The 12725-nt window shown below is 66.8% G+C and carries 13 protein-coding genes; 5 read left to right on the top strand and 8 right to left on the bottom strand.

The annotated features are described in order from the left end of the window. Window positions 1-19 precede the first annotated feature (19 nt). Entirely contained in the window at window positions 20-1171 is a 1152-nt protein-coding gene (locus G6N47_RS16435; RefSeq protein ID WP_083134733.1) for an aromatic ring-hydroxylating oxygenase subunit alpha, read from the top strand. Here G6N47_RS16435 and G6N47_RS16430 read toward each other — a convergent pair. Then, window positions 1123-2277, bottom strand: coding sequence for a lipocalin-like domain-containing protein (locus tag G6N47_RS16430; RefSeq protein ID WP_139799775.1), 1155 nt, complete (start codon window positions 2275-2277; stop codon window positions 1123-1125). The two genes, G6N47_RS16435 and G6N47_RS16430, sit on opposite strands and share 49 nt — an antisense overlap. A 67-nt stretch (window positions 2278-2344) precedes the next feature. On the opposite strand from G6N47_RS16430, the gene G6N47_RS16425 reads away from it, so the two are divergent. Then, window positions 2345-3805 carry an aldehyde dehydrogenase gene (locus tag G6N47_RS16425; RefSeq protein ID WP_083134734.1) on the top strand — a complete coding sequence of 487 codons (1461 nt, stop codon included), beginning with the start codon at window positions 2345-2347 and terminating at the stop codon, window positions 3803-3805. 58 nt (window positions 3806-3863) lie between these two features. Here the strand turns inward: G6N47_RS16425 and G6N47_RS16420 are convergent, their stop codons facing one another. Genes G6N47_RS16420 through G6N47_RS16400 form a run of 5 tightly spaced genes read right to left on the bottom strand, consistent with a single transcriptional unit; the run spans window position 3864 to window position 7906 of the window. Beyond that, window positions 3864-4298 (bottom strand): MaoC family dehydratase, encoded by a 435-nt coding sequence (locus G6N47_RS16420; protein ID WP_083134735.1) that lies wholly within the window; start codon window positions 4296-4298, stop codon window positions 3864-3866. After that, the gene (locus G6N47_RS16415; protein ID WP_372517526.1) at window positions 4295-4840 is read right to left on the bottom strand and encodes an FAS1-like dehydratase domain-containing protein; all 546 of its coding nucleotides are present in this window, start codon (window positions 4838-4840) and stop codon (window positions 4295-4297) included. Before G6N47_RS16415 ends, G6N47_RS16420 begins: the two co-directional genes overlap by 4 nt. Continuing rightward, window positions 4813-5229 (bottom strand): nuclear transport factor 2 family protein, encoded by a 417-nt coding sequence (locus tag G6N47_RS16410; RefSeq protein ID WP_083134736.1) that lies wholly within the window; start codon window positions 5227-5229, stop codon window positions 4813-4815. The genes G6N47_RS16415 and G6N47_RS16410 overlap by 28 nt, the downstream gene beginning before the upstream one ends. 17 nt (window positions 5230-5246) lie before the next feature. Continuing rightward, window positions 5247-6797 (bottom strand): AMP-binding protein, encoded by a 1551-nt coding sequence (locus G6N47_RS16405; RefSeq protein ID WP_083134737.1) that lies wholly within the window; start codon window positions 6795-6797, stop codon window positions 5247-5249. Continuing rightward, on the bottom strand, window positions 6797-7906 hold the full coding sequence (locus G6N47_RS16400; protein ID WP_083134738.1) for an aromatic ring-hydroxylating oxygenase subunit alpha: 1110 nt from the start codon (window positions 7904-7906) through the stop codon (window positions 6797-6799). Before G6N47_RS16400 ends, G6N47_RS16405 begins: the two co-directional genes overlap by 1 nt. Before the next feature lie 73 nt (window positions 7907-7979). Here G6N47_RS16400 and G6N47_RS16395 point away from each other — a divergent pair, with 73 nt between their 5' ends. Continuing rightward, window positions 7980-9212, top strand: a complete 1233-nt coding sequence (locus G6N47_RS16395; RefSeq protein WP_083134739.1) for a cytochrome P450 — start codon at window positions 7980-7982, stop codon at window positions 9210-9212. Here the strand turns inward: G6N47_RS16395 and G6N47_RS16390 are convergent, their stop codons facing one another. Continuing rightward, window positions 9213-9404: a ferredoxin gene (locus G6N47_RS16390; protein WP_083134740.1), complete on the bottom strand. Its 192-nt coding sequence runs from the start codon at window positions 9402-9404 to the stop codon at window positions 9213-9215. A 90-nt stretch (window positions 9405-9494) separates the two neighbouring features. Between G6N47_RS16390 and G6N47_RS16385 the strand changes: the two genes are divergently transcribed. Together G6N47_RS16385 and G6N47_RS16380 are read left to right on the top strand one after the other, a co-directional pair. Next, complete coding sequence (locus tag G6N47_RS16385; RefSeq protein WP_083134741.1) at window positions 9495-10778, top strand: cytochrome P450; 1284 nt, start codon at window positions 9495-9497, stop codon at window positions 10776-10778. Beyond that, window positions 10778-11530 carry a class I SAM-dependent methyltransferase gene (locus G6N47_RS16380; protein WP_083134742.1) on the top strand — a complete coding sequence of 251 codons (753 nt, stop codon included), beginning with the start codon at window positions 10778-10780 and terminating at the stop codon, window positions 11528-11530. The genes G6N47_RS16385 and G6N47_RS16380 overlap by 1 nt, the downstream gene beginning before the upstream one ends. A gap of 3 nt (window positions 11531-11533) precedes the next feature. On the opposite strand, the gene G6N47_RS16375 is transcribed toward G6N47_RS16380, so the two are convergent. Beyond that, window positions 11534-12718, bottom strand: coding sequence for a pyridoxal phosphate-dependent aminotransferase (locus G6N47_RS16375; RefSeq protein WP_163659802.1), 1185 nt, complete (start codon window positions 12716-12718; stop codon window positions 11534-11536). Window positions 12719-12725: the final 7 nt, after the last annotated feature.

Genomic DNA, 12725 nt, shown 5'->3' with positions numbered 1-12725 from the left:
CAAGGTCTGTACTGAGAGCATGGAGCGCGACCAGCTGATCGACTTGACTCGACGCGCCGTCAAACTGGCGCGCGACAACACGACCGACCTGGCGCCGACGGAGCAGACCGTTGCCGCGCGGGAATACACGTCACTCGACCGCCACGACCGTGACGTCGCGATGCTGCTGGCCAGCCCTCAGCTGGTCGGCTACGGCTCCGAATTGCCGGCGCCGGGCGCATATTGCACCAAAACCGTGATGGGCCGATCAATCCTGCTGACCCGGATATCCGGCGGGTCGGTCAAGGCGTTCGAGAACGTGTGCCTGCATCGGCAGTCGCAGGTGGTGAGCGGCTGCGGCACGGCAAAGCGGTTCAGCTGCCCGTATCACGCGTGGACCTACGACAACACCGGGCGACTGGTGGGAGTGCCCGGCCGGGAGGGCTTTCCGGGGGTGGGCGTGAAATCCGACGGGCTCACCGAGTTGCCGGCCACTGAGTTCGCCGGATTCCTTTGGGTCTCACTGCAACCCGATGCCGAGCTGGACGTCGCCGCGCACCTGGGTCCGCTGGCCGACGAACTCGACTCGTGGGGCATCGGACGGTGGTCACCGCTGGGCGAGAAGGTCCTCGACTCCCCGATCAACTGGAAGCTCGCGGTCGACACCTTTTCGGAGAACTACCACTTCGCCACCGTGCACCGCCAGACCTTCGCGACGATCGCGCGTAGCAACTGCACGGTCTTCGACGCGTTCGGCGCACATCACCGGTTGATCTTCCCGCTCAACTCCATCCTCGAGTTGGAGAACGTACCCGAAGAACAGTGGGATCCGTTCCAGAACATGGTGGTGATCTACGCGCTGTTCCCCAACATCGTGCTGTCGGTGACGATCGCCAACGGTGAACTGTTCCGAATCTATCCGGGCGACAAGCCGGGCAGATCGGTTACCGTGCACCAGAATTCGACGCCGCTGGACACCTCCGACGAGTCCGTGGCGGCCGGTGCCCAGGCCGTGTTCGACTATGCGCACGCCACCGTGCGCGACGAAGACTACCGGCTGGTCGAGGGGTTACAGGCCAACCTCGAATCGGGCGTGCGCGACCACTTGTTGTTCGGCCGCAACGAACCCGGGTTGCAGCATCGTCATAAGAGTTGGGCCGACGCAATGTCGGCAAGTTCCCAGTCCCGGTAGAGCGCCAGCGAGCGCTCGTAGAACCCGAAGCCGCTCACCGGTTTTCCGCGCAGCGTTCCGCGGTAGCGGTACGGCCCCTCCATGTATTCGATGGGCAACGCATGCGCCGGCGCGGCCACCAGCGGCTCGCCGGTGAGGTCGAGTTGCAAGGTGGCGCAGGTGAGTCGGTGACGGTCGGGCATGTAGCGGACCTGCGAGAGCGGCGGCACCAGGGGACGGATCGAATCCGGCCACCGGACGTAGCTGTCGACGGTGACGTCGACGTCCTCGGCGCACTGCGGTGGTGCGTCCGGGTAGCTGACGGTCACCCCCGAGAAGGGCTGCAGCGCATTGTGATTGGTGCGGTCGAACTGTCGCCAGATGCTCAGGTCGACGCCGTTGTCCAGATTGATCGTGCGCCACTCGTGGGAGCGGGCACGCGGGTCTCCCCCGGTCCCGCCGCCGCCGGCATAGCGCGGAAACCACTGCCGGTCGACGTGCCCGGCGCTGCCGCTGACACGTTCATGGGCGTCGCCCCAGCGCAGCGTCCCGGTCATCGCCATCCGGGTCTGGAAATACGAATACGTGTCGTCCTGGCCGAAGCAGGCGATCCGGCCGCCGTACTTGGCTGCGCCGAGCGGAACCGGCTTGCGGGTCGGCGTGACCGCCAGCTCCAAGCCCATCGACCGGCCCGCCTGATCCACGCCGACCACGTCGACCCGGTAAGTGTAGGGCAGCAGATGGCCGTCGTCGTCGCGGCAGGTGGTCCAGGTGCCGGTGCCGGCGCTGCTGGCGTAGCGGATGTCGAGGTGGTCCGCCGTCGCGGATAGTTTCGGGGTGGCCGCATTGCGCGGCGGCATGTCGTAGTCGGTGTAGGTGCCGTATGTGCCTGCGTCGCAGTCGAATAGCGCCATCGTGTAGAAGTCGGCGATCACCGATCCACCGGGGCGGTTTTTGTTGAAGATGGTCAGGAACGCGAACGACCGGCCCGACACGCCATCCAGTTCGCCGGCGATGAACCAGGTGTCGGACTCCTGGCCGGGGTGCTCGCCTTCGGCAGCCGGGAATTCCAGCATCGGGTCGTCGGGCACCAGGGAAAACGGGTAACAGCGCCAGTCGTCGCCCACATGGACTCCTGTTCCCACGTTTTCTTGCTATGTTAGCAGTAATAGCCATGTCAGGAGGCGGTGCCGCATGCCCGAGCTGCTTGACCATCGTTGCTACGACGAGCTTTTCATCGGCGGACAGTGGCGCAAACCCGTGAACGGGGGCCGGCTCACGGTGATCTCGCCGCACTCCGAGGAGCCCATCGGTGAGGCGCCGGCCGGCAGTCCCGAGGATGTCGACGCCGCCGTGACCGCCGCCCGGCATGCCTTCGATCACGGGCCGTGGCCGCGGCTGGAACCGCGCGAGCGGATGGCCAAGATCGAAGAGCTCGCCGCCATCTACGCGCCCCACGTCGACGAAATGTCCGATCTGATCACCGCCGAGATGGGATCGCCGCGCAGTTTCAGCCGGCTCGGTCAAGGGGCCGGTGCGGCGTCGATGATGCACCTGGCGCTGGTGGCCGCGCGTGACTTCTCGTGGACGGAACGCCGCCAGGGTGTGCGCGGCGAGGTGCTCGTTCGTCGTGCACCGGTGGGAGTGGTCGGCGCGATCGTGCCGTGGAACGTGCCGCAATTCCTCATCATGCCCAAGCTGATTCCCGCGCTGATCGCCGGTTGCACGGTGGTCGTCAAGCCGGCACCGGAAACACCGTTGGACGCACTGTGGTTGGCCGAGATGCTCGAGCAGGTCGGCCTGCCCGACGGGGTGGTGTCGGTGGTCACCGGCGGACCTGACGTCGGCGAGGCGCTCGTCCGCCACCCCGGCGTCGACAAGATCGCGTTCACGGGATCCAGCGCCGTGGGCCGGCGCATCGCCGCCATCTGTGGGGAGCAGCTCAAACGGGTGAGCCTGGAACTGGGCGGCAAGTCGGCGGCGATCATCCTCGACGACGCCGACATCGACAAGACGGTCGCCGGGCTCAAGACCGCCGGGCTGATGAACAACGGGCAGGCCTGCGTCGCGCAGACCCGCATCCTGGTCAGCGAACGCCGCCGCGACGAGGTCGTCGATGCGCTGGCCGACATGATGTCCGGACTGCAGGTAGGTGATCCGTTCGACGAGGCCACCGACATCGGACCGCTTGTGGCCCAACGCCAGCAGCGCCGGGTGCAGGACTACATCCGGTCCGGACGCAAAGAGGGCGCCCGCATTGTCCTAGGCGGCGAGGATCCGCCGAGCGACCGCGGCTGGTACGTGCGGCCGACGCTGTTCACCGATGCCACCAACGACATGCGCATCGCGCGCGAGGAGATCTTCGGCCCGGTGCTGACCGTGCTGACCTACACCGACGAGGACGACGCGGTGCGCATCGCCAACGACAGCGACTACGGTCTGGCCGGGTCGGTGTGGACGGCAGATGCCGCCCACGGCATGGAGATCGCCTCGGCGGTGCGCGCCGGCACCTACGGCATCAACATGTACATGCTCGACATCGCCACCCCGTTCGGTGGTTTCAAGCAATCGGGCATCGGGCGCGAGTTCGGCCCCGAAGGCCTGGCCGAGTACGTCGAGCTGCAGTCGGTGGTCAGCAAGAGCCCGCTGAATTAGCCGAGTGCGGAGTTGAGCCTGCCCGCGAATTCGCGTGCCCCCAGCCCACACTCGGCGCCTACGAGGGAGGTAGCTGCAGCGTGAGTTCGACCGGACAGCACAATTCGCCGCGCTGGTTGCTCACCTCGATCTGCAGGTCCACCAGATGCCGCGGCGGGTCGACACCGGCGTCGGTGCGCTTGGCGACGACGCGTCCCCGCCCGACCATCGTGTCGCCGGCATAGATCGGCGCGACGAGGCGCATCGCGCGGCGTATCACCCGGCTGTCGGGACCGGCCCAGTCGGTCGCGATGCGGTCGGCGAACCCGGCCAGGTGCATGGTGTTGACGAAAATCGTTGGGTGGCCTTGGTTATAGGCATAGCCAGGGTCGAAGTGGCCGGGAAAGTAGTCCCAGGTGGCACCGGAGTTCATCACCACCCGCTGATAGTCGATGTCGTCGAGCACAACCGGAAGCTCCACCGGGACAGCGAGTTGATCCCACTGCACGCTCATGACGCCGGCTCAGGGGTGAAGCGGAACAACGTGTTTCGGTTGCGGGCCACCACAGCACCGTCCTGGCGGGTGAACGTGTCGAGCGTCTCGACGAAATGCCCGACGCCGAGGCGGGTCCGTTTTTCCGGTGACACCGACACGACCTCCTCGACCACGGTCAGCAAGTCACCGTCGACGATGGGCAGCAGAAATTCGGCCTCGTTGGCCGCATTGACGAACGTGGTCCCGGGCAGCGGCACCCGCAGCGCGATCGCCGTTACCCGCGGCTCCCCCGTCGGCAGCCACGGAGGCGGGATCAGCCAGCTCATCAACAGCGCCGGCGGCGCCAGCAGGCCGCCCCAGGTCGCGGCGGCGAATTCGGCGTCCCAGTAGGACGGGTTGGCGTCGCGCACCAGCGCCGCGAACATCTGGATGCGCGCCGCGGTCACCGCGCTGCCCGCGGTGCGCGGTTCGGACACCGTCCCGACCATGCGCAACGCGTCCTCGTAGGTGCCGAAGGCGAGTTGAATACCCGTCATACCCGGGCCGGCGCCGAATCCCATTGCAGCTCACGGGAGGTGAAGTACCAGCCGCCGCGTTCGTAGATGAGCCGATCCTGATAGATGCCGGTGGCCCGCAGCGCGGGGACGCCGTCGTCGCCAACAGCGTAAAGCAGCGCGACGCAGCGCTGCGTGGCGTTGACGCCGTCGACGCTGATCTCGTGATCGACGCTGACCAGCCGCTGCCCGCCCCCGCCGTCGAAGGCGGCGCGCAGGTCGGTGAACTCCTCACCGCCGCGGACGTAACTGGCGCCGGAGTGCCGGAACGTCGCGATCCAGCCGTCGCGGTCGCCGTCGGAGTAGCACCGGTTGTGCCGGGCGGTGAGATCCAGGATGGCGTCGCGTCCCGTCGCGCCGTCGAGAAGGTACTGCTGCTGGTAGGTCATGCTCATCGTGGTTCCTCCCCACCTCACCGGCTGACGATGTATCCGTGACGTTCCCGGTCCCAGGCTCCCGGACCGAGTCCGCGGGCCCGCAACACATCTTTGCGTATCCGCCCGATGACGGTCTTGGGAATCTCGTCCACGACCTCGACATAGCGGGGCACGCAAAAGTACGGCATCCGCGCCGAGCAGAAGTCCAGCAACTCGACGTAGTCCAGCGACGACTCGGGCTGCAGCGTCACGACCAGCAGGATGTCATCCTCGCCCAACTCGCTGGGCACCCCGACCGCTGCCGCCTCGGCGACCGCCGGGTGGCGCAGCACGGTTGATTCGACTTCCACCGACGAGATGTTCTCGCCGCGGCGGCGCAGCGAATCCTTCACGCGGTCCAGGTAGGTCAGGTTCTGCTCGTCGTCCAGCACACCGAGGTCGCCGGTGCGAAACCACTGCGGGTGCGGCTCGACCGCCCCGCCGCTGCCGACATAACCCTCGCTCATCACATGCGGATACCTGGGCCGGCAGGCGATCTCGCCGACAATCCCGGCCGGCACCGGATCGCCGTTGGCGTCGAGGATTGCCACGTCGAAGCTCGGGTTGGGCCGGCCCGACGTTCCCGGCACCCCGCCTTCGTCGACGCCCTTGACGGTGATCGGGAAAGCCTCGGTCAGGCCGTACATGGTGACGATGCGGCAGCCGTACCGCTTTTCGACGTCGCGATAGAGCCCGGCATCGATCGGCGCGGCGGAGATGAACCGCAGCGGCAGCTGCGCGTCGCGCGGGTCGGGCGGCAGGTTCTGAAGCATCGACACCATGGCGCCGGCGCCGGCGAAGCCCACCGCCCCGCACGCGCGCACCTCGTCCCACACCGAACCGGGATGAAAGGCCGGCGCCAGCACGGTGGTCCCGCCGACCAGCATCGGCGCCAGCACCGACGGCGCCGCGCTGAGATGAAACAACGGCATCGCCGTCCACAGCACCTCGCCCGCACTGAATTTCCACGCCGACGCCACCGTCGCCGCCGCGGTGAACAGGTAGTGCCAGCTGGTGGCAACCGCTTTCGACGCGCCGGTGGTGCCGGAGGTGAAAAACAGCGATCCGATTTCGCCGGCGTCAGCCGGGTCATCCGCTACTGCACCACGCTCGTCGAGCGAATCACTTTGCATCAGCAGCTCTTTGAGCATCGGCAGCCCGTCAGCCACCGCGTCGACGCGTGGGCGTCGCTCGGCGTCGGTGAGGATCGCCTTGGCTTGCGAGAGCCGCAGCGCATGCAGAAGGAACTCACCCTTGTAAGCGGCGTTGACGGCGGCCGTCACCGCGCCGATCCGCGCCGCACCCAACCAGAAGTAGATCCACTCCGGGCAGGTCGCGGTGAACAGCGCCAGGCAATCTCCTCGGCCAATGCCTTTGTCCCGCAATACCTTCGCCGCCGCGCGGGATCGCTGTCGCATCTGCTCGAAGGTCACCGGCGTACCGGCCACCGACATCATCACCCGGTCGGGACACTGCTCGGCGCGACGGTCGAGCACCGCTGGGACGCTGAATCGTTCGACGCCGAAATCAGCCGGCCCGATCGGCATCAGGCGTGCGCGGCTGCCGGGTCGGGCTGACCGTCAGGGGTGTATCCGAAGTCGTCGGCACAGGGTTGTTCGCCAGGGTAGAAGCGATGCGCCCAACGGCGAAGGGCCGCATAGTCGCGGGCTTCCTCGGGCGCCAGGTTCGGCTTCTCCAAATACTTCATGTTCTCCCAGGTGAAGAAATCCTGTTTGATCACTTCTTGTTGCAGCGCAAGGAATCTCGCGGCGCGGCCGGTAGGCCTGTCGCCGGTGTCGCCGGGCTCGCGCACCGAGGCCTGGGTGTAGAAGTAGTCGGTGTAGTCCTCGTCGACCGGGGTCTGTCCCGTGACCTGAATGGTGGCGACCAGGTCGCTGGGGAATCGGACCACGCCCAGCCCGAGCGAGTAGTTGTCGTAGATGATCTTGGCGTCCACCGGGCCGTTCGGGGTCAGCCAGGTCTGCGCGCGGCCGCCCCCGAAGTGAGCGTTGACCGTGGCGTGCAGGTGATAGCCGGATACCTCGAACGACGCGGTGTTCGCCGGGTTGGCGGCCTTATGCACGTACTGCACGTGATATGGGTCGGCGGCGTTTTCGATGATCATCTGCGCGTGCACCTTGACCCGGTTGAGCATTCGGCTGTGCGGGTGCAGCGGGTAGTACTCGCCGGTCTCCAATTCGGGCAGCACCGGCGGCTGCCAGTACGGCGCGCGGCCGTGGCGCTCGTGCCAGACCAGGATGAAGCCGTACCACTCGGTGACCGGATAGGTGCGGATGCGCACGTTCTGCTTGCAGCCGATCTTGCTGTACGGGATCAGCGCGTTGGTGCCGTCGCCGCGCCAGCGCCAACCGTGCCAGGGGCAGACGATGTTCTCGCCCTCCACGGTGCCGCCGACGCCCATGTTCGCACCGAGGTGCTGACAGTACGCGTCGAGCACGTGCACCTCACCGGACTCGGTGCGAAACAGCACCAGCTCCTCGCCGAAGTAGTGCGCGCGCTTGACCTCGCCGCACGCCAGCTCAGAAGCGAATCCGACGATGAACCACCCGGTCGGGAAGCGGTACTTGGACAGCGCGATACCCGTCGACCCGAATTCGCGTTCCGACGGGTCTGCGTCCGAAACAGTGTGCGTCACTACCTCTCCACCTGGAAGTCTCGGTCTATTTTTACTATTTTAAGTATTGAACGTCAACGCTCGGAGGTTCAGTGTGACCACAGCCGAACTGGACCTGTCGGACTTCGCATTGTGGCGCAATGGTTTTCCCGACGCATTATTCGCAGACCTGCGGCGCAACCGGCCGCTTTTCCGCCACCAGCTGACTCCTGGAGCGGCCAAGGTCGGCGCCCAACGCGAGTTTTGGATCACCACCAAACACCGGCACGCCGTGCGCATCCACCGTGACGCCGACTCGTTCACGGCGAAGGACGGCCCGCTCGTCCAGCCGCTCGACACGTTCTCGTCGTACCCGACGATCATCAACATGGACCCGCCCGAGTTGAGCAAGCGCCGCAAGCTCATTTCCAGCGCGTTCACTCCGCGCGCGATCGCCAAGCTCGAGGACGGCATCCGCGCCCGCGCCGCGCGGATGGTCGACGACCTGCTGGCTCGCGGCGGCGGCGACTGGATCGCCGACGTCGCCGACGCGCTCCCGATGACGGTGATCGGCGACATCATCGGCATCCCGGATCAAGACCGGCCCCGTATCTTCGGCGTCTTCGACCGCATCCTGACCGCCCGCTCCCCCAAGGCCCGGCTGACCGAGCAGGAAGAACTGGATCTCTACGGCACGATCTTCGGCTACGCACTCGCGCTCACCGCGGAGAAGCGGCGCAATCCGGCCGACGACATCTGGAGCACGCTGGCCTCGGCGGAGATCGTCGGAGACGACGGCGAGCAGTTCCGGCTGCCCGCCAACGAGCTGGAGATCTTTTTCTTCGTGCTGGCCTTCGCCGGCAGCGACACCACCAAGAACGCGCTGGCCGCCGGGCTGCAGGCGTTCGTCGCCAACCCCGATCAGATCGAGCGCTACCGCGCCGAGGAGTCGGTGCGGGCCGGCGCCGTCGAGGAGGTGCTGCGCTGGGCCACCCCGGTCGCGTACTGGACGCGCACCACCAAAGTCGACATCGAGCTCGACGGCCAGCACATCCCTGCCGGTGAGCGCATCGTGTCGATGCTGCGCTCGGCGAACCGCGACGAGGAAGTGTTCGACGAGCCGTTCGCCTTCGACATCGGCCGGGCGCCCAACCCGCACGTGGCGTTCGGCGGCGGCGGCCCGCACCATTGCCTGGGCGCGTTCCTGGCTCGCGCCGAGCTGCGCGCGGTGTTCGACGAGCTGCTGTTGCGGGCCGACCGCATCGAGCTGGGTCCGCCGAAAGTTGCTTACCCCAGCCTGGTTACCAACATGTCGATCTACGACGAGATGTCGATCGCGTTACGGTGATCAATCGATAAGCCGCAGAGCGGCTTTCGGACACTGGTCGACGGCGGCGCGCACGTCGATCTCCAAGTGCTCAGGCACATCGCCGTCGGCAATCTGCACCACGTCGGCGTCGCCGATTTCGAACACATCCGGGGCCAACGATTCACAGAACCCGTTGGCCTCGCACAGCGACTCGTCGACGATTACTCGCATCCGATGCTCCTTGTCTTTCAAAGGTAACGACGAGGGTACGCGTGCGTACTGGACCGATTCGCGCCCGGCTGGTTACGCTCGATTTCGAGCATGGATCAAAGGGACGCGCCCCAACACCCGTCGCGTGCGCTGAACGGGCGCTGGCCCATGTGGCAGCTGGACGCAACATCTGGCGACCCGGCCGACCCGTCGTTTCACGCTGCGCCCAATCGATACCAGGTGTGGGAGGCGGCGCGCCGCGCGCATCCGGTCGCCTGGACCCACTCGGCCACCCACGGCGAATTCTGGTCCGTCACCACTCACCAGTTAGCGCGTGAAGTGCTGCAGAATCCTCGAGACTTCGCCTCGGGCTCGGGCATGCGCCTGGGCTCCAACGCCCGCGCGGTCGCGTTGGCGTCGGGAAAAATGCTGGTCGTCACCGACGGCGCCAATCACCGCAGATTGCGCGCCGCACATTCGGCGTGGCTGTCGAGTTCCGCGGTTGACCGGATGCAATCCGCGATCGAGGACGACATCGAGAAGCTGCTTGCCGAGCTGATTGCGGGCGGGTGCTCTTTTGACGCCGTCAAAGACCTGGGCGCCGTCATCGCGCGCCAGGTGCTTGCCCGAGTGCTGGGAATTCCGCATGCGGACTGGGCGAAATTGGGCAAATTGATCGACGCCGCCTACGCCACCAATGTTGCGCAAGACTCCGCCGAAGCCCACGGTGAACTGTTCATGTATCTCGACGAGCTGCTGCAGCAGCGCCGGGCTGACCCGCAGGACGACTTTGTCACCGCGCTGTCGCAGACAACCGTCGACGGCCGCCCGCTCAGCGACGACGAGATCTTGCTGAATTGCGACGGCATGCTCACCGGCGGGCTGGAAACGACCCCGCTGGCGGTATCCGGCGCCATGGTCGCCTTCGCTCAGGATCCCGATTGCTGGCGGCGGCTGCGCGAGGATCTGGAGCTGATCAATTCGGCGGTGGAAGAAATCCTCCGGTGGACGTCGCCCCCGGGGCATGTGCTGCGCACCGCCACCGCCGACATATCCTTGGGCGAGGCCGAGATTCGATCCGGCGACCGGGTCGTGCTGTGGATACCTTCTGCCAACCGTGACGAGGGTGTCTTCCCCGACGGGGAGCGATTTGTGCTGGACCGCCACCCCAACCCGCATCTGTCGTTCGGCGGCGGTCCGCACTACTGCGTGGGCGCAGTGTTGGCCCGCCTCGAGTTGCGCTGTCTGCTGAGGGTTCTGGCGCGCAGTGTTTCCTCGATCGCGGTAACGGGCCGCGAAGTGCTGCGGCAGTCGAACTTTCTGCACGGTCAGGAAGTCGCCGAGGTGACGGTCGTGCCTGCTTCGCCTCCAGAAGCTGCCCCAAAGACGTCATGATGGGCAACATGGCGACCTTCGACATCGACAGCATGCCGCGCGGCGGCCCGGACGCGTCGTGGCTGGACCGGCGGTTGCAGACCGACCGTCTGGAATATCTGGACCGCGACGACGTCGGCGACAAGAAAGACAAAGTGATCCGCTCCCTGGACCGCAGCGGACGAATTCTCGGTTGGCACAAGAACTTCGCGCGCATCGCGCTGGGCGAGGTGACCGACGTGACCGATCCCGAGATCCTCGAACTGGGTGCCGGCCTGGGCGGCATATCGCGCGCGCTGCTGACCATGCATCCCACGGCCCGGGTGACGGTCACCGACGTCGAGCCCACGTCGGTGGCCGCCATCGCTGCGAGTGACCTTGGCAGTCACCCGCGCGCCACTGTGCGAGAGATGGACGCCACCGCCATCGACGCGCCCGACGGGAGCTACGACCTAGCGGTGTTCGCGCTGTCCTTCCACCACCTGGCGCCGGCCATGGCTAGTCGGGCGCTGGCCGAAGGCGCTCGCGCCGCGCGCAAGCTGTTGATCATCGACTTGCCGCGCCCGCCGTCATGGCTGCACCTCGTGGGGTTGGCATTTCGCCTGCCATTGGCGCCGATACGACCGAGTGCGCACGACGGATTCATCAGTTCGCTGCGCGCCTACAGTCCGTCGGCGCTGCGGGCGCTTGCCCGCCATGCCGATCCGGCCATCACGGTCGAGTTGCGCCGCGGCCCGTTCAAGCCGCAGATCGTGCTGGCCAGCCGGGGCTGATCGCTACCGCCCGTTCCGGAGCGCGGCGAGTCGCCTGATCGCCTCGTCAAGGGTGGTGTCTTTCTTGGCAAAGTTGAAGCGCACCAGGTGATTCCACACCGCAGCATGTTCGGCCGCCGAGTCGCAGTAGTCCGACATCGGCATCGCGACCACCTGCGCGTTGTCGGCCAGCGCGGCGCAGAACGCCGTGCTGTCGTCGTAACCCAGCGGACGCGGGTCGGCGCACAGGAAGTAGGTGCCCGCGCTGTCGTGAACGCCGAATCCGAGCTGGGCCAAAGCAGTCGCCAGCCGATCACGCCTGGCCCGCAGCAAGTTTCGCCGTGCCACCAACCAGGCATCCTCGGAATTCAGCGCCAAGGCCACCGCGTGCTCAAACGGCGCGCCGCCCACGTAGCTCAGGTGCTGTTTGGCCGTGCGCACCCCGGCTACGAGTTCCGCTGGGCCGCAAGCCCATCCGATCCTCCACCCGGTGCAGTTGAACATCTTGGACGCGCTCGAGACGGTGATGGTGCGCTCGGCCATGCCGTCGAAGCCGGCCAGGGGCAGGTGGCGGTGCCCGCGGGGCGAGGGGTATACGAGCTGCTCGTACACCTCGTCGCTGATCACCAGCAGGTCGGCGTCCGCCGCGATTTCCGCAACGGCGGCAAGTTCGTCCGCCGTCAGCACCAAGCCGGTCGGGTTGTGGGGCGAGTTGACGATCAGCGCTCTGGTCCGTGGTGTCACCGCGCGCCGCAGCGCGTCGACGTCAAGGGCGAAGCCATTGCCGTCGGGCACCAACTGCACGATCACCCGCCGGGCACCGGCCATCGCTACCACCGGCGAATACGAGTCGTAGAACGGCTCGATCAACACCACCTCAGACCCCGGCTCGACCAGGCCCAGCACCGCCGACGCGACGGCCTCGGTGGCCCCGACCGTCACCAATACCTCGCTGTCCGGGTCATATTCGACGCCGAAATGCCGCTTGCGCTGGCCGGCGATGGCCTGCCGCAGGGCCGCGATGCCCGTTCCGGGCGGGTACTGGTTGAAGCCGTCGGCAATCGCGTGTTGGGCCGCCTGCAGCATCGCGGGGGGTCCGTCCTCGTCGGGATATCCGACCCCGAGATCCACCGTGCCGTTGTGCGCGCCCAGCGCTGACATTTCGGCAAAGGCTGGGGCCGCGTACGGCTGTAGCCGGGACACCGCCACGGTGGCC

This window comes from Mycobacterium branderi, from assembly GCF_010728725.1.
Lineage (GTDB): Bacteria > Actinomycetota > Actinomycetes > Mycobacteriales > Mycobacteriaceae > Mycobacterium > Mycobacterium branderi.
The sequence above is the reverse complement of the archived record's forward strand: the minus strand, read 5'-3'. Positions and strand labels throughout refer to the sequence as shown.